This window comes from Agromyces sp. NPDC057865, assembly GCF_042796995.1.
Classification (GTDB): domain Bacteria; phylum Actinomycetota; class Actinomycetes; order Actinomycetales; family Microbacteriaceae; genus Agromyces.
Genome location: NZ_JBHVMJ010000002.1, coordinates 918354 through 941010 on the forward strand (window position 1 = coordinate 918354; position 22657 = coordinate 941010).

Consider the following 22657-nt stretch of genomic DNA (forward strand, 5'->3'; position numbering starts at 1 on the left):
GTGGCGCGGCATCCGGGGCCATGCTTCCACCCAGTGGAAGAAATCGCAGGCGCGACTCGACCCGCCCCGCTATTCGCCGGCCGGTCGATACCCCAGCGCCGACGAGATGCCGCGCGCGGCCATGCGCACGCCGAGGGCGAACTGCGGCTCTCCCACACGCTCGACGTGGGCGATGACCGACACCGCAGCGACGACCTCCCCCGTCGCGTCGCGCACGGGCGCCGCCACCGAGAACGCACCGCGCGTGAGCTCCTCCAACGACGTGGAGATCCCGAACGAGCGGATCTCGGCGAGGCGGCGCCGCAGCTCGCGCTCCTCGGTGAGCGTGTTCGGCAGGTACCTGCGCGGCTGGGAGGCGAGCACCTCGTCGAAGACCTCCGAGGGCGCGTGCGCGAGGAGCACGAGGCCCACGCCCGTGGCGTGCAGCGGCAGGCGCGAGCCCACGTCGGAGATCACCGAGACCGCGTCGGCCCCCGACAGCCGCTCGAGGTAGATCGCACCGAGCCCGTCGCGCACCGCGAGGTGCACGTGCTCGGTGGTGGCCTCGAGCAGGTCCTCGAGGTACGGCATCGCGATGCGCCGGAGCCGCATGGCCGTCGGCTGCCGCACGCCGAGTCGCCAGACGCGCATGCCCACCCGGTAGCGCCCGTCCTCGCCGCGGACGAGTCCGCCCCACTCCACCCACTCGGCCACGAGGCGGTGGGCGGTCGACAGCGGGAGGTTCGCGCGCGCGGCGATCTCGCTGAGCGACAGGTCCTCGCGGCCCTGGAAGGCGTCGGCGATCGCGAAGAGCTTCTCGGCGACGGAGCGGCCGTCGCTGCCTCCACCGGCCATGCGCACATCGTATTCCTCGGTGCATATCAGGCAGGTCGATCCGAGGCATCATCAGATTCAGCTTCCCTGATGGGCCCCGCTCACCGAGAGTGGATGCAGTGCCGAAGCGGCACGCACCATCCTGCGGCTCGGCGCCGCCACCCGGAACGAAGAAGGATCGACGATGATCACCCTCCTGTCACATCTCTCGCACGTCGAGATCGCGGCACCCGACGTCGAGGCGTCGGTCGCGTTCTACGAGGAGCGCCTCGGCCTGCGCGAGGTCGGCCGCGACGGCGGCAAGGTCTACCTGCGCTCGTGGGGCGACTACACGCACCACAGCGTCGTCATCTCGGAGGGGCCCGAGCCGGCCCTCGTCGAGATCGGCTGGCGCACCACGAGCCCTGAGGCCCTCGAAGAGGCGGCGCGCCGCGTCGAGGAGGCGGGCGTGACGGGCGAGTGGTCGGACTCCGGCCCCGGTCGCGGCCGCTCGTACGTCTTCACCGGCCCCTGGGGACACACCATCCGCCTCGCCTGGGACGTCGAGCAGTACCACGCCGAGGACGAGCACGCGTCGATCTTCCCCGACCGCCCCGAGAAGCGCTCCAGCGTCGCCGGAGCCCCGCGGTTCCTCGACCACGTCACCATCGCGGCATCCGACGTGAAGGCCTTCGCCAAGTGGCACAACGAGGTGCTCGGCTTCCGCATCATGGCCTACACGGAGCTCGACGAGGCGCCCATCACGGTCTTCGCGGTCATCACGACCAACGAGAAGTCGCACGACCTCGGCGTCGTGCTCGACAGCTCGTCGCGCCCCGGCCGCATCAACCACTACGCGTTCTGGGTCGACACCCGCGAGGAGCTCCTGATCGCGGCCGACGTGCTCATGGAGAACGGCGTGCACATCGAGTACGGCCCGTCGATCCACGGCATCGGCGAGCAGTCGTTCCTGTACTTCCGCGACCCGAGCGGCCTGCGCATCGAGGTGAACACGGGCGGGTACCGCAACTACGTGCCCGACTGGGACGCCAACACGTGGAAGCCGTCGACGGGCTCGAACAACCTCTACCGCAACGGCGCCATGCCGATGTCGATGACGGAGTCGTTCCCGCCCGACGAGGGCCACCCGACCGCCACGGAGGAGGGCATCGTCCCCGGCACCGAGGAGGCGCTGCTCAACCCCTACGGCAAGCACGGCCAAGGCTGATTCGCAGACAGCCGGCACGACGGCGGCCCCGGCCCGATCCCCATGATCGGCCGGGGCCGCCGTTCGCGTTGCGTCCGGGTGGCGGATGCCGCGGGGCGCGCGTTCACGCCCCGCGCAGCACCTCCGCCGTGACACGCGCGCAGAACGCCAGGCTCTCGACCGGCACGTGCTCGTCGGCGGTGTGGAACTGCCCGAACACGTCGAAGCCGTCGGGGACCCGAAGCGGCACGAACCCGTAGCCCGCGATGCCGAGGCGCGCGAGGTGCTTGTTGTCGGTGCTCGCGGGCAGCAGGTACGGCACCACGACCCCATCGGGATCCTCGCGTGCGATCGCACGCCCGATGACGTCGAGGAGCGGCGCAGCGGGATCGGCCGCAATCGCCGGGAACCACGATCCGACCTCGATCTCGATGTCGTCCCCGACGAGCGTCCGCAGGTCCCGGCGGAACGACTCCTCGTGCCCGGGCACCACGCGCAGGTCGAGCGTCGCGGTCGCGGCGGCGGGGATCACGTTCGTCTTCGACCCCGCCTCCAGCACGGTCGGCGACGCCGTGTCGCGCAGCGACGCGCCGATGAGGCCGCCGACGAAGCCGAGGGCCTCGAGCTGCTCGTCGATGCGCTCGTCGTCGAAGTCGATCCCGCGCGCCTCGCCGAACACGCGCAGGAGCTCCTCGACGGCCGGCGTCCGCGTCACCGGGAAGCGGTGCTCGCCGATCGCCGCGACCGCCCGGGCGAGGCGCACGACGGCGTTGTCGTCGGTCGGACGCGAGCCGTGACCCGGCCGGCCGCGCGTGCGCAACCGTGCCCATGCGACGCCCTTCTCCGCGGTCGCCGCGAGGTAGGCGCGTCGGCCCGGCGCGAGCGGCACCGAGAAGCCGCCCACCTCGCTGAGCGCCTCGGTCGCGCCGTCGAACAGCTCGGGCCGGTGCTCGACGAGCCAGCGCGCGCCCCAGGTGCCGCCCGCCTCCTCATCGGCGAAGAAGGCGAAGACGAGGTCGCGGTCGGGCACGATCCCGTCGCGCCGGAACGCCCGCGCGATGGCGAGGATCACGCCCGCGAAGTGCTTCATGTCGACGGCGCCGCGGCCGTAGAGCACGCCGTCCTCGATCTCGGCGCCGAACGGCGGATGCGTCCAGTCCTGTCCGTCGACCGGCACGACGTCGAGGTGCGCGTGCACGACGAGCGCACCGCGCGACGGATCCGATCCCGCGAGACGCGCGACGACGTTCCCGCGGCCAGGAGTCGACTCGACGTAGGCGACCTCGTAGCCGACCTCCTCGAGCGCGTCGCGCACGTACGTGGCCGCCTGCGCCTCGCCGTCGCCGATGGTCGCGAGGTCGCCGGTGTTGACGCTCTCGATGCGGATGAGGTCGCGCACGAACTCGAGCGCCTCCGCTTCGAGCGTCGTCGCGGTCGTCGGAATCGCGTGGGTGCCCATGCCTCCATGCTCCTCGCCGGGCGCCGGACGATCCAGCGGTGTCGCGTCGGATGACCCGGCGTGAACGGCGGTTGCGCTCCGCGACGCCGCATTACACGACGCCGGATGCCCCTGATGAAGCCGTGTTGCGATTGCGGCGCCGGGTGACGACCCGCCTTGCCCGGGCGGCTCGACGCGGCGGAAGGTGGCCCGCATGACTCGACGACCCACCATCGCCGTCGCGCTCGACGGGGCGGGCTGGCATCCCGCCGCCTGGCGCGACCCGTCGGCCCGACCGGCCGAGCTGTTCACCGCCGCATACTGGCAGTCCCTCGCGCAGCTCGCCGAGCGCGCCGACGTCGACCTCCTCACGATCGAGGACGCGCTCGGCCTGCAGTCCTCGGCGTTCGGCGCACTCGACGGTCGGCGCGACCAGGTCCGCGGGCGGCTCGACGCGCTCCTCATCGCCTCGTTCCTCGCGCCCGTCACGAGCCGCATCGGACTCGTGCCGACCGTGACGACGACGCACACCGAGCCGTTCCACGTCGCCACGGGCCTGCAGACGCTCGACTTCGCGAGCCGGGGTCGGGCCGGGTGGCGCGTGCAGGTGTCGGGAGCCGCCCACGAGGCCGCGCACTTCGGGCGCCGGAGCTTCCCGCCGCTCGACCTCGAGGAGGCGCGCCGCGGCGATTCGGCGCTGGTGCGCGAGCTCTTCGACGAGGCGCGCGACGCGGTCGAGGTCGTGCGCCGGCTCTGGGACAGCTGGGAGGACGACGCGATCATCCGCGACGTCGGGACCGGCCGGTTCATCGATCGCGACAAGCTGCACTCCGCCGACTTCGAGGGCCGGTGGTTCTCGGTGACGGGCGCGTCGATCGTGCCGCGGTCGCCACAGGGACAGCCGCTCGTCGCGGCGCTCGCGCACCAGGCGATCCCGTACGAGCTCGCCGCGACGAGCACCGACCTCGTCTTCGTGACGCCCCAAGACGACGCGCAGGCGTCGTCGATCCTCGACGAGGTCCGCGACGCGGAGGCGCGGGTCGGCCGCGTGGGGCGCCCGCTCTCGGTGCTCGCCGACGTGCTCGTCGTGCTCGAGTCCACCCCGGCGGCCGCCCGACGGGCGCTCGACCGCCTCGACGAGGCGAACGGCTCCCCCGCGGCATCCGACGGGCTCATCTTCGCCGGCACGCCCGATGAGCTCGTCGACCGCATCGCCGCGTGGGTCGAGCTCGGCTACGACGGCGTGCGCCTACGGCCCGCCCGCCTGCCGCGCGACCTCGAGCAGCTCGCCGACTGGGTGCTGCCGGCGCTCGGCCGGCCGGCCGCCTCCGGAGCCACGCTCCGCGAACGCCTCGGCTTCGACCGACCCGCCAATCGCTACGCGCGTCAGGAGGCCGCAGCATGACCACGACCGAGAAGCGCCAGGTGCACCTGGCCGCCCATTTCCCCGGCGTGAACAACACGACGATCTGGTCCGATCCGCTGCACCGCAGCCAGATCGACTTCAGCGCCTTCGAGCACTTCGGGCGCACCGCCGAACGGGGACGCTTCGACTACGTGTTCCTCGCCGAGGGGCTGCGGCTGCGCGAGCACAAGGGCCTCGTCCACGACCTCGACGTCGTCGGCCGCCCGAACACGCTCGCGATCCTGACGGCGCTCGCCGCGGTGACGCGGCACGTGGGTCTCGTCGGCACGCTGAGCGCGACGTTCAACGAGCCCTATGAGCTCGCCCGCCAGCTCGCGACCCTCGACCACCTGTCGGGCGGGCGCGCGGGCTGGAACGTCGTGACGAGCTCCGACGCCTTCCACGGAGCGAACTTCCGTCGCGGCGGATACCTCGACCACGGCGACCGCTACGTGCGCGCCGCGGAGTTCGTGAGCTTGGCCAAGGAGCTCTGGGACAGCTGGGCCCCCGCCGCGGTCGTCGCCGACCGGGCCTCCGGTGCGTTCCTTTCCGACGACGGGGTCGCGCCGTTCGCCCACCACGGACCCCAGTTCGACGTGGCCGGCACGTTCACCGTGCCGCGGAGTCCGCAGCGCTACCCCGTGATCGTGCAGGCGGGCGACTCCTCCGATGGCCGCGAGTTCGCGTCCGAGCACGCCGAGGTGATCTTCTCCCGGCACAGCGAGTTCGCCGAGGCGCGGGCGTTCTACGCCGACGTGAAAGGCCGCCTCGCCGGATGGGGCCGAAGCGAGGACTCCCTGAAGATCCTGCCCGCCGTGACCTTCGCCATCGGGGACACCGATGGCGAGGCGCAGGAGCGCGCCCGTGAGACCTCGCTCGCCCAGGTCACCCCGCGCACGGCGATCACGGTGCTCGAGCAGGTCTGGGGCACCGACCTCTCCGATCGCGACCCCGACGGACCCCTGCCCGAGTTCGATCCCGACCCCGATGCCGCACTCGCCCGCGGCTGGGCGGCCCGCTTCCCGAACGCGGTGCAGGTCGCGCGTGCCTGGCGCGAACAGGCCGAGGCGGAGGGGCTCGGCATCCGCGAGCTCGTCATCAAGGTCTCGGGCCGCCAGTCGTTCATCGGAACCCCGTCGCAGGTCGCGGCCGAGCTCGACCGCTACGTGCAGGAGCGGGCCACCGACGGCTTCGTCATCGTCGGCACCACCTCGCCGCACGGGCTCGACGAGTTCGTCGACCGCGTGATCCCCGAACTGCAGGAACGCGGGGTCTACCGCACCGAGTACGAGGAGGGCGCGACCCTGCGCCGAAACCTCGGCCTGCCCGAGCCCACCGAGCTCGCCGCGGACCAGGAGGTGCGCCGTGCCGGTTGAGCCGCATTCATCCCGGGTGCCGCTCTCGGTGCTCGACCTCGTGCCGATCGCCGAAGGCTCGACGGCCGCCGAAGCCCTGCGCAACGCGATCGACCTCGCGCAGCGCGCCGAGGCGTTCGGCTACGCCCGCTACTGGCTCGCCGAGCACCACCTCAACCCCGGCGTGGCCGGGTCTGCCCCGCACACGTTCATCGGCATCCTCGCGGCATCGACCGATCGCATCCGGGTCGGCACCGCGGCGACCATCCTCGGCAACTACGAGCCGCTCCAGGTGGCCGAGGCGTTCGGCACGGTGGCCGCGCTGTGGCCGGGTCGGGTCGACCTCGGCCTGGGCCGGTCCGGCTTCCCGCCGCCGGATGCCGCCGGCTCCGCTCCGTCGACGGCACCGGATGCCGCGCCGGTCGCCGCCTCCCCCGCACCCCCGGTCGACAATGCGATCGTCGACGGGCTCGTGGTGCCGCCGGCCCGTCCGTTCCGCTTCGACCGCGCCCGCTTCGCACTGCAGGGTCGGCTCCTCGGACGGGTTCCCGGCGATGCCGCGCGGTTCGCCGACGACGTCGACGCGCTTCGGGCGTTCCTCGCCGGCGGCTACGTCGGCGACGGCATCCCGATCACCGTGCAGCCCGCCGAGGGCAGCGACGTGCAGCTGTGGGTGCACGGCTCGACCGCCGGGGAGAGCGCACGGCTCGCCGGGCGCCTCGGGCTGCGCTTCGGTGCGAACTACCATGTCGCGCCGAGCGGCGTGCTGGAGTCGGTCGCCGAGTACCGGGCGCACTTCCGGCCGTCGGCTGAACTCGAGCGACCGCACGTGATCGTCTCCGTGGACGTCGTGGTCGCCGAGACCGATGCCGAGGCCGGCCGCCTGGCCGCCGGTTACGCCGAGTGGGTCCTCTCCATCCGCGAGGGCCAGGGCGCGGTGCGCTTCCCGCGGCCCGAGGAGGCGATCCCCGACGACCGACTCGACGACGCGCAACTCGCCGCGGTGCAGGACCGCCTCGACACTCGCTTCGTCGGATCGCCCGAGACGGTGGTCGGGCTCCTCGAGACGCTGCAGCGGGCGACGGGCGCCGACGAGCTGCTCGTCACGACGATCACACACGACCATGCACGCCGCGTCGACTCGTATCGCCTGCTCGCGGAGGCCTGGAATGCCGCGGAGTCCCTCGACGCGCGCGCGTTCGGAGGCCTCGCGCACGACGGCTCGGACCTCGCGGAGGCGGTCGCATGAGCCGGCTCGTGACGCCCCGTGACGACCGCTCGACATCTGCCGCAACGACTCCCGAGCCCGCCTCGCGGCCTGCCTACCATGCGGACATGACCGACACACTGAGCACCCCGAACACCTCCGCTGCCGCCGCGGGCATCGACCGCGCCGCCTTCGCCCGCGAGTGGGAGGACTGGCACCGGGCCCACGAAGCCGCACGGGCCGACGGGCACGGCTTCCTCGCCGTGACCGGCCTGCACTGGCTCGACGAGGCGCCGCAGCGCTTCGACCGCACGCCGGGCACGTGGACGACGGGCGACGAGGGACCCGTGGTCGAGCTCGACGCGGACGAGGTGCTGGAGCTCGACGGCGTCGCACTCTCGGGCCGGCACGCGTTCGGCCCGATCGCCGAGCGCTCGGGCGTCACGCTCCGTTCGGGCGACCTGGCGATCGAGCTCGCCAAGCGCGGCGGACGCGACATCCTGAGGCCGCGTGACCCCGCGTTCCCGTTCCGGGTCGCGTACACGGGCACGCCGACCTACCTGCCGAACCCGCGCTGGCTCGCGGCCGGGCGGTTCGTGCCGTTCGACGCGCCTCGCGAGGTCACCGTCGGCGCGGCCGTCGAAGGGCTGCAGCACGTCTACGAGGCGCCCGGCGAGCTGGAGTTCGAGCTTCGCGGCGAGACATTCCGCCTCACGGCGTTCAACGGCTCGGCGCCCGGCAGCCTCCTCGTGCTCTTCACCGACGCGACGAGCGGACTCACGACCTACGCGGCGAACCGCAGCCTCTCGGTCGACGCACCCGACGCCGATGGCTCGGTCGTGCTCGACTTCAACCGCGCCGTGAACCTGCCGTGCGCCTACACCGACTACGCGACGTGTCCGCTGCCCCCGGCGGGCAATCGCCTGCCGGTCGGCATCGAGGCCGGCGAGAAGACGCCCCTCGGGCGGCAGGCGGCCTGAGCGATGCGGTTCCAGCTGCTCGACATCGTCCCGTACGTCGAGAACCCGATCACCGGCCGGCTCGTCAGCCCGGCGGAGCGCCTCGACCAGACGGTCGAGCTCGCCCGCCGGGCCGAGCGGCTCGGGTTCGACGCCTTCTCGGTCGGCGAGCGTCACGCCGGGCACTTCCTCTCCTCGTCGCCGAGCGTGCTGCTCGGCGCGATCGCCGCGGCGACGTCGACCATCCGCCTGCAGACGGGCGTGACGGTTCTCTCGGTGCTCGACCCCGTGCGCGTGGCCGAGGACTACGCGACGATCGACCAGCTGTCGCGCGGCCGCCTCGAGCTCACGATCGGCAAGGGCAACGAGGCGGCGCAGTTCCCGCTGTTCGGCCTCGAGATCGACGATCAGTGGGAGCTGCTGGCGGACAAGTACGCCCTGCTGCGTCGGCTCTGGAGGCAGACCGACGTCGACTGGGATGCGACCCCATACACCCGGGCGCAGCGCGCGACCACGACGCTCCCCCGCCCCTACGCGGGCGCGCCACGCGTCTGGCACGGTTCGGCGACGACGCTCGCCTCGGCGGCGCTCGCGGCGCGCTGGGGCGACCCGCTGTTCTCGGCGAACGCCATCCAGCCGCTGCGCAACTACGCGGTGCTCGTCGACCACTACCGCGACGAGTTCGCCCGCCACGGCCACGACCTGCGCTCGGCGTACGTCGGCGCGGGCTCGGGCGCTCTCTTCCTCGCCGACACGACGCAGCAGGCCCGCGAGCTCTACGGACCCGTCTACGAGGCGCTCGTCGCCGCCACGAACGTGCCCGGCAACAACACGCCGTTCCGCGACATCGACCACGCCATCGCCGACGGGCCTGCGCTCGTGGGCAGCCCCCAGCAGGTCGTCGACAAGATCGGCCGCTTCCACGAGGCCTTCGGCCACGACCTGCAGTCCGTGAGCCTGCCGTCGACGCTCCCGATCGAGCAGCAGCACGACCTCCTCGAGCGCCTCGCGACAGAGGTCGTGCCGGTGCTGCGGCGCGAGCTGCCGACCACACTGTGGGGGTCGGGCGACCCGTACGCGACGCGGCCCTCGTCGGCAGGCGGTCGAGCGGATGCCGCGGCGCCCATCGCGGCGGGCGGCGAGGGCGGGCGGCCGGCCGCAGCTCCTCCCGCCCCGACCCCTGCGGTCGCTCGCCGCATCGACCCGCTCGCGGTGGCTTCCCGGTGAGGGCGGGCGGGCTCGTCATCCGCGGGGGACGACCGGACGAGTTCTCGGCGGTGACGGGGCTCACCGAGCGAGCGTTCGCGGCCGGCCCATACGGACACCTGCCCGTGAGCGCCGAGCGCCGTGCGCTCCTCCGAGCGGTCGACGAACGGGCCGCGACGGGCGTGGTGCTCGTCGCCGAGGTCCCGACCCACGACCAGCGCGGCGCTGCGCTCGTCGGCACCGCGAGCCTCCTGCGCGCGAGCAGCCCGCAGGCCCGGCTCGCGGTCGGCGACGAGGCCGAGCTCCGGCTGCTCGCGGTCGATCCCGGCGCCCGCGGGCGCGGCGTCGGAGCGGCCCTCGCGGCCGCCGCACAGGAGGAGGCGCACGGCTGGGGTGCGTCGGCCGTGGTGCTCGACACGGGCACGCTGAACCATGCCGCCCAGCGTCTCTACGAGCGGCTCGGCTACACCCCGTTCGATCGGTCGCGCACTCCGCAGGCCGCGACCGATGCGCGCATCGATCACCTCGACTATCGGCTGCCGCTGCGCCGCCGCCACGACGTCGTCGTGCGGCTCGTGGGCGACGACGAGGTGGACGCCGTCGCCCGACTGTCGCTGCGCGCCTACGAGCACGACTACGACGTGTCCGAGACATACCGCGCCTCGATCCTCGACGTGGGCGCCCGCGCCCGCGTGCACCAGGTGTGGGTCGCCGCGGATGCCGCGGACGGCCGCCTGCTCGGCACGGTGGCGACGCCTCGGCGCGGCGGGGTCATCTCACCACTTGCGGCCCCGGGCGAACTGGACATCCGGCTCCTCGCGGTGGACCCCGCGGCGCGCGGCCGCGGCATCGGCGCAACGCTCACCGAGCACGCCATCGAGCTCGCCCGGCTGCGCGGCCTCGAGCGCGTGGTCATGAACAGCGGACCGCAGATGACCGGCGCGCACCGGCTCTACGAGCGGCTCGGGTTCGCCCGGCTCACCGAGCGCGAGCGCGAGATCGTCGACGGCGGCCGGACGTTCCGGCTGCTGGCGTTCACGATCGACGTGCCCGGTCGCGTGGGCACCCTCGCCCGATGACCGACCTCGACGTCATCGTCGTCGGCGGCGGGGCGATGGGCTCCGCCGCCGCGTGGCAGCTCGCCGGCCGCGGCCGCGAGGTGCTGCTGCTCGAGCGCTTCGCCCAGGGTCACGTCAACGGGGCTTCGCACGGGGCATCCCGAAACTTCAACCTGGCCTACGCCGAGCCGGCGCACGTCGCCCTGCTCGTGGAGGCCGAACGTCGCTGGCGCGACCTCGAGGCCGAGACGGGCACCCTGCTCCTCGCGCAGGTCGGGATCGTGAACCACGGCGACCATCCCGACCTCGACGACGTGCACGCCGCGCTCGCGTCCGCGGGCATCCCGAGCGCGTTCCTGACGCCCGAGGAGGCGCTGCGGCGCTGGCCGGGGATCCGCTTCGAGACGCGCGTGCTGCACACGCCGACGGCCGGTCGGCTCCACGCGGATGCCGCGGTGCGGGCCCTGCAGCAGGCGGCGGTCGCCCGCGGCGCCGAGGTCCGCCACCAGAGTCCGGTGCGCGGCATCCGTGTCGTCGATGACGACCGCGTCGAGGTGCGCACCGACGACGGAACACTCACCGCACGCCGCGTCGTGGTCACCGCAGGCGCCTGGACGTCGAAGCTCCTCGGCGGAGCCGTGGAGCTGCCGCCGCTGGTCGTCACCCAGGAGCAGCCGGCGCACTTCGCGGTGCGCGACACGTCGTTCGAGTGGCCCGGCTTCAACCACCGGCCGGGCCCGGGCGACGACTGGTGGTACTCGGGCGTGTACGGCATGCTCACGCCCGGTGCGGGCGTCAAGGCGGGCTGGCACGGCACCGGGCCCGTCGTCGACCCGGACGCCCGCGATTTCCTGCCGGAGCCCGTCCAGCTCGCCGCCCTGCGGCGCTACATGCGCGAGTGGCTGCCCGGCGCCGACGCCGACGCGGTGACCGCGATCAGCTGCACCTACACCACGACGCCCGATTCGGTGTTCCTGCTCGATGCGGCGGGGCCGATCGTCGTGGGCGCCGGATTCTCGGGGCACGGCTTCAAGTTCACGCCGGCCATCGGCCGTGTGCTCGCCGACCTCGTCGACGGCCGTCCGTCGCCCGGCGTGTTCCGCCTGCGGCGGTTCGCGACGGTCTGAGACGCGCTCGCCTGCCATCGACGTACCCACGCCCGAGGCGGCACGCCGGCAACGACCGATGCGGATGCCGCGCGACCGATCGGCCGCGCGGCATCCGCCCTGGTCACCCGAGGGTCACTCGGACTTCGGCAGGCCGGGCGGGTTGACCTCCGAGACGTCGACGGCCTCCGTCGTGAGCGCCCAGCGCTCGAGCACCTCGGTGTAGGTGCCGTCGTCGATGATCGACTGCAGCACGAGCTGCACGGGCTCGATGAGCCCGTTGCCCTTGGCGGTGCCGGCCGCGATGGGCGCCGTCTCGGGCCAGCCGCCGTTGAGGGTGCCGACGAGCTTCGACTCGCCGGTCGTTGCGGCGCGGTACGCGGCGGTGGCGTTCGGGCCGAACGTCGCGTCGACGCGGCCCGACGAGAGGGCGAGGTCGGATGCCGCCTGGTCGTCGTAGTAGACGAGCTCCGCGGGCTCCTCGCCCGCAGCCTCGAGCTCATCGTTCCAGGCGAGCAGGATCTTCTCCTGGTTCGTGCCCGAGCCGACCACGATCTTCAGGCCCGAGATGTCCTCGGCGCCCTCGATCGACTCGATGTCGCTGTCGGACTTCACGTAGAAGCCGAGCAGGTCCTGGCGGTAGCTGGCGAAGTCGTAGAGCTCCTTGCGCTCCTCGGTGACCGTCACGTTCGAGGCGATGAGGTCGTACTTGCCCGACTGGATGCCGAGCGGCCAGTCCGCCCAGTTCACGGCGACCGGGTTGTACTCGAGGCCGAGCCCGTCGGCGATGAGCGAGCCGAAGTCCGCTTCGGTGCCGATCACCGTGCTGTCGTCGTCGGACGCGAGCACGCCGAGCGGCGCTGCCCACGGCGAGATCGCGACCGTGAGCTTGCCCGGCTCGATCGGCGTGAACCCGCTCGCCTCGAGGGCCTCGACCGCCGCCGCGACGGGCTCGATCGTGGGCCGGTCCTTCGCGTTCTGCGAGGTGAGGTCGAACTGCGACGCCGCCTGCACCTGCTCCTCGGTGGACACGGTGTCCTCGGCCGCGGCCGAGTTGCTCGCGCTGACGGCCCACGCGATGCCGCCGCCGACGAGGGCCAGCGCCGCGACGCCCGCGACGATCACCCCCACCTGCTTCCTGTTGATTGCCATGAGAGGACTCTCCTAGGGTTGTTCCGTCCGATAGCCGGTCGGTTTCTCGGATGCTCGCCCGGCGCGGCGCTGCGATCGCCGCGCCGGGTCTCCACGCCGGTGCGGTCTAGAGCACCTTGGCGAGGAAGTCTCTGGTGCGCGCGTGCTGCGGGTTCAGCAGCACCTGCGCGGGTCGCCCCTGCTCGACGATCTCGCCGTGGTCGAGGAAGACCACGCGGTCGGCGACCTCGCGGGCGAACCCGATCTCGTGCGTGACGACGACGAGGGTCGTGCCGTCGCGGGCCAGCCCGCGGATCACGTCGAGCACCTCGCCCACGAGCTCGGGGTCGAGCGCGCTCGTGGGCTCGTCGAAGAGCAGCACCTTCGGCGAGAGGGCGAGCGCCCGCGCGATGGCCACGCGCTGCTGCTGGCCGCCCGAGAGCTGGCGGGGGTAGTGGTCCGCCTTGTCGGCGAGGCCGACGCGGGCGAGCAGCGCGCTCGCGAGCTCCCGCGCCTCCTTGCGGTTCTGCCGGCCCAGGGCGACGGGCGCCTCGACGATGTTCTCGACTGCGGTGAGGTGCGGGAAGAGGTTGAAGTTCTGGAACACCAGCCCGACCTGGGTGCGCCGGCGCAGGATCTCGGCCTCGTGCAGCTCGTGGAGGCGGTCGCCCTTGCGCTCGTAGCCGATGTACTGGCCGTCGACCGTGATCGAGCCGCGATCGACGGTCTCGAGGTGGTTGATCGTGCGCAGCAGCGTCGACTTGCCCGAGCCCGACGGGCCGATGAGCACGACGACCTCGCCGGGCTCGATCGTGAGTGAGACGTCGCGCAGCACGGCGTGGGGGCCGTACGACTTCGTGACGTCGGTGATCTCGACGCGCCCGACGGTCGACGTACGTCGCAGTGGGACGAACTGCTCGTCGAACGACGGGGCGAGGCTCGTGCTGGTCATGCGGCACCTCCGGTGCGGTCGGCGGCGGTCGTCGCGGAGACGGCGGTCGTCGCGGCGGCGGTCGATGCCGTGGGGGCATCGGAGGTCGGGGACGGTGGGCTCGCGGCATCCGGTGCCTGGTCGCCGAGGCGCCGCCACTGCTCGGCCGCCCAGCGGCGCGCCCGCTGGATCGGCGTCGGCGGCAGCTCGCGCACGGCGCCGCGGGCGAACCGGCGCTCGACGTAGTACTGGGCGATCGACAGGACGGTCGTGATGACCGCGTACCAGACGACCGCGACGAGCAGCATGGGGATGACGCGCTGGTTGCGGTTGTAGATCACCTGCACGGTGTAGAAGAGCTCGGGCAGCGCCACGATGAACACCACCGAGGTGCCCTTCACGAGGCCGATGATCTCGTTGAAGGCGTTCGGCACGATGGCGCGGGCCGCCTGCGGCAGCGTGATCCGGAAGAAGCGGATGCGACGGGGCAGGGCGAGCGCCGCGGCCGCCTCGAGCTGGCCCTGGTCGACCGAGAGGATGCCGGCGCGGATGATCTCCGCCGAGTACGCCGCCTGGTGCAGCGAGAGGCCGATGGTCGCCGCGGCGAAGGCGCTGAGCAGCGTCGTCGTCGGGAACTCGACGAGCCAGAAGTCGGTCGTGAACGGCGTTCCGAGGCCGAGCGTCGGGTACAGGTAGCCGAGGTTGTACCAGACGAGGATCTGGACCACGAGCGGCACCGACCGGAAGAACCAGATGTACCACCAGGCGGCCGCGTTGAGCAGCGGCGACTTCGAGAGGCGGAAGATCGCGAGCACGGCCCCGAGCGCGAAGCCGATGACGCCCGAGATGGCCGTGAGCTGCAGCGTGAGCACGAGCGACTCCAGCACCGACGGCGCGAAGAAGTACTCGGCGAACACGTCCCACTGCCACTTCGGGTTCGCGGCCAGCGACCAGAGGAACTGCACGATCAGGAAGGCGACGACGACCGAGACGATCCAGCGCCCCCAGTGCTTGACGGGCACGACGCTCAGGCCGTGCGGCGTCGGGCCGGCAGGCCGGACCGGGGCGGCGACCTGGTCCGGCGCCGCGGCCGCTCCGCCTGCAGTGGGCGCGCCCGGCTGCAGGGCGGTCGGGACTCCGTCGGCGGCGCCGGCGGTCGGCACGGGTGCCGCGGCGTCGCGCCGGCGATCGGTGGCGATGCGACTCATGCGCGGGCTCCTTCGGTGACGAGCGTCTTGTCGAACGCGTGGATGCCGATGTCGGCGGCGGGCAGGGTGGGATCGAACCGGGGCGTGTAGCCGCTCGCGAGGTAGAGGCGCACTGCCTCGGGCTGGCGCGGCCCCGTGGTGAGGAAGATCGCGGAGTAACCGCGGCGCAGGGCCTCGGCCTCGAGCTCGGCGACGACGCGTCGGCCGAGTCCGCGTCCGCGTCGCTCGGGGTGCGTCCAGACGCGCTTGAGCTCGGCGGTCGTCGCGTCGTAGCGCTTGAACGCACCGCCCGCGACGGGTCGCCCGTCCTCCAGGAGCAGCAGGAACGCCCCGTGCGGCGATGCGAATTCGCTCGCTGGATAGCGGCTCAGCTCGGTGCTCGCCGGCTCGCCGAAGAAGTCGCCGTAGCGCGCGTCGTACTCGCGTGCGAGGTCGGCGATGAGCGGTCGGGCGAGGTCGTCGTCGGCCGCGACGAGCTGCACGACGAGTGCGGTCATCGTGCTCTCCTCTCGTGTCGATGGGTGCCCGCGACGTCGCTCGTCGGCGGCGTTCCCGGGGTGGTCGCACCGACGTTATGGAGGCACCCGGGTGCCCTGCAACGGCGCCGTTCACGCGGTGACGGAATTCGTCACGCCCCGTCATCGCCCACGTTCGGATGTCGCTGCGCGACGTTCGCGGATGACCCCGGGTGACGGCACCGGGCCGCGAATCGATGTCGCCGCGTGTCAGAACAGGTCGGGGCTCGGCGTCGAGGCGAGGCGCACGACGACGCCCTGGCGGCGCTCGAACTGGTAGCCGACCCGGCGCACGGTGCGCAGCACCTCGTGATGCTCGCCGAGCTTCACGCGGAGACGGCGCACGTGCACGTCGACCGTGCGCTCGCTCGGCAGCTCCTCGACGCCGTCCCAGAGCGCGGCGATCAGCTCCTCGCGCGGCACCGCGCGCCCCTCGCGAGCGATGAGGTACTGCAGGAGCTCGAACTCCCGGAAGGTCACGTCGGCGGTCCGGCCGTCGACGAACACGCGCCGGCGGGAGACGTCGATGAGCACACCCTCCGACGGGCGCGCGTCCCGGCCGACGCGCACCGGGGCCATCCGCGGGCGGTGGCGGAGCCCGGGGTCGTTCATCGCCCGGCGGACGACGTCGATGTGCCGGCCGCCGGCGCCGACGGGCGCGATCGCGACCGCGGCGTGCGTCTCCGCCGACGGCGCGACCTCCGCGACGCGGCGACGGAGGGCGTCGACGAGGCGGTGCATCGTCATGCGCCCGTCGGCCGAGTCGTCCTCCCCCATGCCGACGAACAGCACGAACCCGCGCGGCTCGGAGCCACCCGGCACGGCGCGGAGCCGCGGTGCGTCGAACGATCCCCCCTCGGCCACGGCGGTCACCAGGTCGAGACGTACTCCGACACGGCGTCGGGCAGGGTGCCGCGCACCACCGGCAGGCCGCGGGTCACGGCCTGCGAGATGCGCTCCTGCAGCGCCTCCGACTCGATGCGGTAGTCGACGAAGTCGGCGTCGCTCGCGTAGACGCCGATCGGCAGGGTGAGCGCCTGGAAGAACGAGAAGAGCGGTCGGAACTGGTGCTCGATGATGAGCGCGTGCCGGTCGCTGCCGCCCGTCGCCGCCAGCAGCACGGGCTTGTCGATGAGCGAGTACTGGCCGACGAAGTCGAACACGTGCTTGAACAGCCCGGTGAAGCTCGCCCGGTAGACGGGGCTCGCGACGATGAGCAGCGTGGCCGACTCGATGCGACGCAGCGCCTCCTCGGCGGCGGGGCTCAGCTCGTCGCGGCGCAGCGCGCCCGAGAAGTCGCGCCCGATCTCACCGAGCTCGATGAGGTACGGCTCGACGGCGACGCCGCTCGGCACCACGCCCTCGATGGCGGCCGTGAACGACGCGAGCAGCTCGGTCGCGAGCACGGTGGTCTTGGAGGGTGCGTGCAGGCTGCCGGACACCGCGACGATCGAAACCACATCAGTCATGGCCCGACCGTATGCCTGCTCCTCGTGGGTGCGAACCCGCGTCCGTCGCAGAGCGTCAGCGGACGACGCCCGGGGTAAGACGACGCAACGCGACGCCATGAACGACGCCATGAACGACGGCCGGAACACGGCCCGGTGCGATGTCGGTGGTTGCTGAGATCATCTCAACATGACCACGATCGAGCTCACGACGACACGGCAACTGGCCGTGGGCGACACGCTCGTCAACGCCGCGGGCGCCGAGTACGAGGTCACCAGGCTCGCGCGCCTCGGCCGCGGCATCCGCGTGCACTACCTCACCGGCGACGGCCGTCCGGGCCGGTTCACCTCGGCGCCCGACGCGATCGTGCGGCGCCGCGTCGCCGAACGCGCCGAGCGCGCGTCCTGAGGCAGGACGCGCGCTCGGCGCTGGTCGGTGACGGTGGTCAGGCGGTGCGGAAGAACTCGTTCGCCCGGGCCGAGAAGAGCAGCAGCAGGCCGATGAGCGCCAGCGCACCGGCGATCAGCGCCGACCAGAGCTGCGCCGGATACGCGAACATCGTGATGATCGCCGAGATCAGGTTCAGCGCGAAGATGATCGCCACGATGATCCTCGCAGCGTTGTTCCCCCGGAACAGGCCGAGGCTCACGATGATCGTGATGATGCCGATGATGATCGCCACCCAGGCGACGGTCGTACCGCCGCCCTGGCCACCGAAGAGGATGAGGACGCCGGTGAGGATCTGGAGTGCTCCAGAGATCCAGGCGAGAACGGCGACGAGGGTGACTCCCCCAGGACGAGGACCTGCCACGATGGCTCCTTTGCTCACAGTGAGGTGCTTGGCCTCAACGTACTGCGAGGATGCCTCGGGTCGGGCGAACCGCGCCTCGGCGTGTCACGGATGCTGCGGCGGCGCCTCGCGGCATCCGTTCAGATGACCCGGCGGCCCTTCGCCAGCACGGGGTCGACGAAGCCCGACCCGTGGTCGAGCTGGTAGTCGAGGTTCACAGCGGCGTTGATGAGCGAGAGGTGGCTGAACGCCTGCGGGAAGTTGCCGAGCTGCTCCCCGGTGAGGCCGATCTCCTCGGCGTAGAGGCCGAGGTGGTTCGCGTAGGTGAGCATCTTCTCGAACACGAGCTGCGCCTCGTCGAGGAACCCCGATCGCGCGAGCGCGTCGACGTACCAGAAGGAGCACAGCGTGAACGTGCCCTCGGACCCGCGAAGGCCGTCTGGTGACGCGCTCGGGTTGTAGCGGTAGACGAGGCTGTCCGAGACGAGCTCGTCCTCCATCGCGTCGAGCGTCGAGAGCCACATCGGGTCGCGCGGCGCGATGAAGCCCATCAGCGGCATCATGAGGAGCGACGCGTCGAGCACCTCGGTGCCCTCGTACTGCACGAACGCCTTCCGCTCCTCGTCCCAGCCGTTCTCCATGACCCACGCGTAGATCGCGTCGCGCTGCTCGCGCCATCGCGGGATGGGCGCCGGCCGACCCCGCGACTGCGCGAGGCGGATGCCGCGGTCGAGCGCGATCCAGCACATGAAGCGTCCGTACGTGAACTTCTTCGGCCCGCCGCGGGTCTCCCAGATGCCCTCCTCGGCGGTGTCCCAGTGGTCGCAGACCCAGTCGAGGAGCTGGCTGAGCTGCGACCAGCCGACATGCGGGAGCTGGAGCCCGTGCGTGTCGGCGAGGTGGATCGAGTCCATGGCCTCGCCGTAGATGTCGAGCTGCAGCTGGTCGGCCGCGCCGTTGCCGATCCGCACCGGGGCGGAACCGCGATACCCCGAGAGGTGGTCGAGGGTCTCCTCGACGAGGTCCGACGAGCCGTCGACGCGGTACATGATTTTCAGCGGTCCCGACGTGTCGCCGGCGCTCTCGTGCACGCGCTGCATGAGCCACTCCACGAACTGCTCGGCCTCCTCGGTGTAGCCGAGGCCGAGCAGGGCGTACACCGAGAACGAGGCGTCGCGGATCCACGTGTACCGGTAGTCCCAGTTGCGCTCCCCGCCGATTTGCTCGGGCAGACCCGCCGTCGGCGCCGCGACGAGCGCCCCCGTCGGCGCGTACGTCATGAGCTTCAGGGTCATCGCCGAGCGGGCGACCATCTCGCGCCAGCGCCCACGATAGGTCGAGCGTTCGTTCCACTCGCGCCAGAACCGGCGGGTCTCGAGGAACAGGTCGGTCAGCTCGTCGTGCGTGATGCGCTTCGGCGGCACGCCGCCCGACTCGAGCATCACGCCCGTCATCTCGCCCGCGTCGAGCGAGCCGGTGATGCGCACGCCCTGGCCGACGAGCTCGCCGCGCCCGGCCCGCTGGCCGCCGTGCATCACGAAATCGCCCACGCGGTGCATCGTGAGCGCCTGGTCGGGCGACCGGAAGATGGCGCCCTCGCCCTCGACCGCCGAGAAGTCGTGCGCCTGCCGGCCGTAGTCGAAGCGGGGCTGCACCTCGGCGACGAAGTCCAACGTCCCGCGCACCACGCGCAGCATCCGCACGAGACGGTGCCGGTCGGTGGCGACGCCGTCGGCCACGGGCATGAAGTCGATGAGCTCGCCGACGCCCTGCTCGGTCATGAACCGCGTCACGAGGATCGCCGTGTTCGGCAGGTAGAGCTGGCGCGACACGAAGTCGTCGGTCGCCGGACGCACGCTGCAGAAGCCGCCTCGCTCGGCGTCGAGCAGCGACGCGAACACGCTCGGCGAGTCGAACCTCGGGCAGCAGAACCAGTCGATCGTGCCGTTCGAGTCCACGAGCGCGGCCGTCTGCAGGTCGCCGATGAGCCCGTGGTCGGCGATGTTCGGATACGTGTCGGCCATGCGCCAGCCCCCAATCCCCAGCGCCATGTTCTCACGGCCGCGGCGGCGGGCTCAGGGCCGCGTTCGGGGGTGTCGGCGTCAGTCCCGCGGCAGGAACGCGTGGTGCATGAGCGACCACGCCCGGCGGGCCACGTCGGGGCGCTCCGCGGCATCCGCCCGCGAGATCACGTCGGCGAGCATGGTGATCGCGAGCAGCACGTCGGCGGACTCGACGTGGTCGCCGAGTCGCCCGGCGGCCTGTTCGCGCACCAGCACGCGCTCCACGATGCCCGCCAGCTTGTCGCTCAGGTGCGTCACGCGCTCGTCGTGGCGGTTGTGCCAGATGAGGTCGATGAACGCCGTCGACACCACGACCTGCCCGATGATCGCGTCGAGCAGGTCGTCGAGCGTGGCATCGGAGGGCGCGACCGCGAGGTCGAGCTCATCGAGGTTCTCGTCGAACACGGCGACCGCCAGCGAGAGCCGGTCGGGGAAGTGCCGGTAGAGGCTGCCCTGGCCGACTCCCGCCTTCTTCGCCACCGCGCTGAACGGCGCCTGCAGCCCTTCGGTCGCGAAGACCTCACGCGCGGCGGCGATGAGCGCGCGCCGATTCCCGGGTCCGGCGCTCGGCCCGCGATTGGGCTTGCGCTCGCCCTGGATTCCCTTCCCACGCTCAGGCACGGGTGTTACGTTACTACCGGACAAGGATGTCCGGTATGGTTCGGACGCCCAGAGAGAAGGAAGCACCCCCATGAGCACCCCCAAGCCCCTCACCGGCGACGACTCCATCAAGACCTGGCTCGAGCACCCGGTCGGCGGTCCGATCATCCGCGACATGCTCGCGCAGGCCGGCCAGGACCCGAGCGTGCTGCGCCCGGTGTACCGCCTCGCGCTGAAGCGCCTGGTCAAGCTCAGCAAGGGGCAGTTCAGCCAGCAGATGGTCGACGACCTCGTCGCGCGCGCGGCCGCGGGCGAGGTGCCCGCGGGCGCCGCCGCTTCCGCCGACGCGCGCGCTGCAGCTGCCGAGGCGACCGCCGACGACGACACGGATGCCGCGGGCACGTCCGTCGAGCGACCCGAGTGGGTCGAGCGACTCGATCAGGGCCGCTTCGCGGGCAAGACCGTCATCGTGACCGGCGCGGGCTCGGGCATCGGCCGCGCCACCGCGTCGCGCATCGCCCGCGAGGGCGGCCGCGTCGTGGCCGTCGACGTGTCGCAGGAGCGCCTCGACGAGTTCGCCGCGGACCACGCGGGCGCCGACGTCGTGACGCTCGTCGCCGACATCACCGACGACGCGAAGGTGGCCGAGATCGTGGCGGCGGCCGGCGAGCGCATCGACGGCCTCGCGAACATCGCCGGGATCATGGACGACATGACCCCCATCGGCGAGCTCACCGACGCCGTGTGGCAGCGCGTGATGCGCGTGAACGTCGACGGCACCATGAAGCTCATGCGCGCCGTCGTGCCGACGATGCTCGCGAAGGGCACCGGCTCGATCGTGAACACCGCCTCGGAGGCGGCGCTGCGCGGCTCGGCGGCCGGCGTGGCCTACACGGCCTCGAAGCACGCCGTGGTCGGCCTCACGAAGTCGACCGCGTTCATGTACGGCCCGAGCGGCCTGCGCGTGAACGCCGTGGCTCCCGGCCCGACCATCACGAACATCGAGGCGTCGTTCGCGTCGCCGCTCGGTGCGGAGCGCGTGCGCCAGGCCATGGCGATCCTGCCCGACGCCGCCGAGGCCGAGGCGCTCGCGGCATCCATCACGTTCCTGCTCTCCGAGGACGGCGTGAACGTGAACGGCGTCGTGCTCGCGTCCGACGGCGGCTGGTCGGCGGCGTAGGCCGGGTCGGCGAGACGACGGCGTCCAGCCCGTGCCCACGTTCCACCGCGACCTGGCGGTCGCGCGCTTCATCCCGAAGCTCTCGGTGACGCCCCGGCTGAATGCCGCACGCGGGCCCTTCCGCGGCGGCCGGAGCCGCACCGCTCAGTCGGCGTAGTCCGAGCTGGGCCGTGCGGCATCCGCCTCGATGCCGAACGCCGAGGCAGCGTCGCGGACGGCTCGCGCCCGCGCGATGCGCGGCAGGTCGCTGCCGTCGCGGATCCCGCACCGCTCGAGCGTGGCGAGCACGTCGTCCGCCCACGCGAGCTCCTCGCCGGTCGGGCTCAGCGCAGCGTTGACGGCGACGACCTGCTCCTCGCGCAGGCAGAGCCGACCCGTCATGCCGAGGGATGCCGCGTGCCGCGACGCCGTGGCGAGCAGGTCGGCATCGCGCGGCACCGTGGGTCCGTCGACGGGACCCGGCAGGCCCGCGGCACGGCTCGCCGACACGAGCCGCGAGCGCGCGTAGAGCAGCGCGAGCGGATCGTCGGCCGCGCCCGTGTCGCGCCGGAAGTCGCCGCTGCCGAACGCGAGCCGCATGACGCCGGGCGCCTCGGCGAGCTCGAGCGCGGCCTCGACGCCGCGTGCGCTCTCGAGGAGCGCGACGATCGGCAGCCCGCCATCGAGGGCGTCCACCGTGCGCCGCACGTGATCGCGCGCCTCGACCTTGGCGAGCACGACGCCCGCCACGAGATCGCGCCCGTGCAGCAGGGCGACGTCGGCTCGCCACTCGTCGGAGGCCGCGTCGCCGATGCGCACCCACGGCCGCAGGCCGGCGTCGGCGGCCGCGGCGAGCGCCCGCCGAGCGCGGCCCTTGTCGTCGGGCGCGACGCCGTCCTCGAGGTCGACCACGACGACGTCGGCGACGGATGCCGCGACGCGGCGCTCGAGGTCGGACGCCGAGCCCGGAACGAGCAGCCACGAGCGGGCGAGCCCGGCGGGCACCGCGGATGCGGTGCCCGCCTCGACGCCCGAGGCCGTGACGGTCCCGGTCGACGTCGACGCCGTCGTCGTCATC

The 22657-nt window shown here is 72.5% G+C and carries 22 protein-coding genes; 10 read left to right on the plus strand and 12 right to left on the minus strand.

Annotated features, from left to right (window positions below):
• Window positions 1-69 precede the first annotated feature (69 nt).
• Complete coding sequence (locus ACFVN5_RS11940) at window positions 70-834, minus strand: IclR family transcriptional regulator (protein WP_376955369.1); 765 nt, start codon at window positions 832-834, stop codon at window positions 70-72.
• 163 nt (window positions 835-997) lie between these two features.
• Between ACFVN5_RS11940 and ACFVN5_RS11945 the strand changes: the two genes are divergently transcribed.
• Window positions 998-2020 carry a VOC family protein gene (locus tag ACFVN5_RS11945; protein WP_376955370.1) on the plus strand — a complete coding sequence of 341 codons (1023 nt, stop codon included), beginning with the start codon at window positions 998-1000 and terminating at the stop codon, window positions 2018-2020.
• Window positions 2021-2123: 103 nt separating this feature from the next.
• Here ACFVN5_RS11945 and ACFVN5_RS11950 read toward each other — a convergent pair whose 3' ends face one another.
• Entirely contained in the window at window positions 2124-3458 is a 1335-nt protein-coding gene (locus tag ACFVN5_RS11950) for a M20/M25/M40 family metallo-hydrolase (protein WP_376955372.1), read from the minus strand.
• Window positions 3459-3651: 193 nt separating this feature from the next.
• On the opposite strand from ACFVN5_RS11950, the gene ACFVN5_RS11955 reads away from it, so the two are divergent.
• From ACFVN5_RS11955 to ACFVN5_RS11985, 7 genes are all read left to right on the plus strand, one after another.
• Window positions 3652-4842, plus strand: coding sequence for an LLM class flavin-dependent oxidoreductase (locus tag ACFVN5_RS11955; protein WP_376955373.1), 1191 nt, complete (start codon window positions 3652-3654; stop codon window positions 4840-4842).
• Complete coding sequence (locus ACFVN5_RS11960) at window positions 4839-6218, plus strand: NtaA/DmoA family FMN-dependent monooxygenase (protein WP_376955374.1); 1380 nt, start codon at window positions 4839-4841, stop codon at window positions 6216-6218. Before ACFVN5_RS11955 ends, ACFVN5_RS11960 begins: the two co-directional genes overlap by 4 nt.
• Complete coding sequence (locus ACFVN5_RS11965; RefSeq protein WP_376955375.1) at window positions 6208-7446, plus strand: LLM class flavin-dependent oxidoreductase; 1239 nt, start codon at window positions 6208-6210, stop codon at window positions 7444-7446. Before ACFVN5_RS11960 ends, ACFVN5_RS11965 begins: the two co-directional genes overlap by 11 nt.
• Before the next feature lie 86 nt (window positions 7447-7532).
• Window positions 7533-8384 carry a DUF1684 domain-containing protein gene (locus tag ACFVN5_RS11970; protein WP_376955376.1) on the plus strand — a complete coding sequence of 284 codons (852 nt, stop codon included), beginning with the start codon at window positions 7533-7535 and terminating at the stop codon, window positions 8382-8384.
• A 3-nt stretch (window positions 8385-8387) separates the two neighbouring features.
• Window positions 8388-9590, plus strand: coding sequence for an LLM class flavin-dependent oxidoreductase (locus ACFVN5_RS11975; RefSeq protein ID WP_376955377.1), 1203 nt, complete (start codon window positions 8388-8390; stop codon window positions 9588-9590).
• Between the two features lie 50 nt (window positions 9591-9640).
• Window positions 9641-10648, plus strand: coding sequence for a GNAT family N-acetyltransferase (locus tag ACFVN5_RS11980; protein WP_376955378.1), 1008 nt, complete (start codon window positions 9641-9643; stop codon window positions 10646-10648).
• Window positions 10645-11754 (plus strand): FAD-dependent oxidoreductase, encoded by a 1110-nt coding sequence (locus ACFVN5_RS11985; RefSeq protein ID WP_376955380.1) that lies wholly within the window; start codon window positions 10645-10647, stop codon window positions 11752-11754. Before ACFVN5_RS11980 ends, ACFVN5_RS11985 begins: the two co-directional genes overlap by 4 nt.
• A gap of 114 nt (window positions 11755-11868) precedes the next feature.
• Here ACFVN5_RS11985 and ACFVN5_RS11990 read toward each other — a convergent pair whose 3' ends face one another.
• The 6 genes from ACFVN5_RS11990 to msuE form a co-directional block, all read right to left on the minus strand.
• The gene (locus ACFVN5_RS11990; RefSeq protein ID WP_376955382.1) at window positions 11869-12885 is read right to left on the minus strand and encodes an ABC transporter substrate-binding protein; all 1017 of its coding nucleotides are present in this window, start codon (window positions 12883-12885) and stop codon (window positions 11869-11871) included.
• A 106-nt stretch (window positions 12886-12991) separates the two neighbouring features.
• Window positions 12992-13816, minus strand: coding sequence for an amino acid ABC transporter ATP-binding protein (locus ACFVN5_RS11995; protein WP_376955384.1), 825 nt, complete (start codon window positions 13814-13816; stop codon window positions 12992-12994).
• The gene (locus ACFVN5_RS12000) at window positions 13813-15003 is read right to left on the minus strand and encodes an amino acid ABC transporter permease (RefSeq protein ID WP_376955385.1); all 1191 of its coding nucleotides are present in this window, start codon (window positions 15001-15003) and stop codon (window positions 13813-13815) included. The genes ACFVN5_RS11995 and ACFVN5_RS12000 overlap by 4 nt, the downstream gene beginning before the upstream one ends.
• A complete protein-coding gene (locus ACFVN5_RS12005) occupies window positions 15000-15500 on the minus strand; it encodes a GNAT family N-acetyltransferase (protein WP_376955386.1) in 501 nt (166 codons plus the stop codon). The genes ACFVN5_RS12000 and ACFVN5_RS12005 overlap by 4 nt, the downstream gene beginning before the upstream one ends.
• 228 nt (window positions 15501-15728) lie before the next feature.
• Window positions 15729-16382, minus strand: a complete 654-nt coding sequence (locus tag ACFVN5_RS12010) for a winged helix-turn-helix domain-containing protein (protein ID WP_376955387.1) — start codon at window positions 16380-16382, stop codon at window positions 15729-15731.
• Between the two features lie 5 nt (window positions 16383-16387).
• Window positions 16388-16987, minus strand: a complete 600-nt coding sequence (msuE, locus tag ACFVN5_RS12015; protein ID WP_376955388.1) for an FMN reductase — start codon at window positions 16985-16987, stop codon at window positions 16388-16390.
• Window positions 16988-17156: 169 nt separating this feature from the next.
• Here msuE and ACFVN5_RS12020 point away from each other — a divergent pair, with 169 nt between their 5' ends.
• Window positions 17157-17375, plus strand: coding sequence for a hypothetical protein (locus ACFVN5_RS12020; RefSeq protein ID WP_376955389.1), 219 nt, complete (start codon window positions 17157-17159; stop codon window positions 17373-17375).
• Window positions 17376-17412: 37 nt separating this feature from the next.
• Here the strand turns inward: ACFVN5_RS12020 and ACFVN5_RS12025 are convergent, their stop codons facing one another.
• The 3 genes from ACFVN5_RS12025 to ACFVN5_RS12035 all read right to left on the minus strand — a co-directional run bounded on the left by ACFVN5_RS12025 (window position 17413) and on the right by ACFVN5_RS12035 (window position 20441).
• On the minus strand, window positions 17413-17778 hold the full coding sequence (locus ACFVN5_RS12025) for a hypothetical protein (protein WP_376955391.1): 366 nt from the start codon (window positions 17776-17778) through the stop codon (window positions 17413-17415).
• A 119-nt stretch (window positions 17779-17897) separates the two neighbouring features.
• A complete protein-coding gene (locus tag ACFVN5_RS12030) occupies window positions 17898-19781 on the minus strand; it encodes a glycoside hydrolase family 15 protein (protein ID WP_376955392.1) in 1884 nt (627 codons plus the stop codon).
• Between the two features lie 78 nt (window positions 19782-19859).
• Window positions 19860-20441, minus strand: coding sequence for a TetR family transcriptional regulator (locus ACFVN5_RS12035; protein WP_376955393.1), 582 nt, complete (start codon window positions 20439-20441; stop codon window positions 19860-19862).
• A 70-nt stretch (window positions 20442-20511) separates the two neighbouring features.
• On the opposite strand from ACFVN5_RS12035, the gene ACFVN5_RS12040 reads away from it, so the two are divergent.
• Window positions 20512-21600 carry an SDR family NAD(P)-dependent oxidoreductase gene (locus ACFVN5_RS12040; protein ID WP_376955394.1) on the plus strand — a complete coding sequence of 363 codons (1089 nt, stop codon included), beginning with the start codon at window positions 20512-20514 and terminating at the stop codon, window positions 21598-21600.
• A gap of 144 nt (window positions 21601-21744) precedes the next feature.
• On the opposite strand, the gene ACFVN5_RS12045 is transcribed toward ACFVN5_RS12040, so the two are convergent.
• The gene (locus ACFVN5_RS12045) at window positions 21745-22656 is read right to left on the minus strand and encodes an HpcH/HpaI aldolase/citrate lyase family protein (RefSeq protein WP_376955395.1); all 912 of its coding nucleotides are present in this window, start codon (window positions 22654-22656) and stop codon (window positions 21745-21747) included.
• Window position 22657 lies beyond the last annotated feature (1 nt).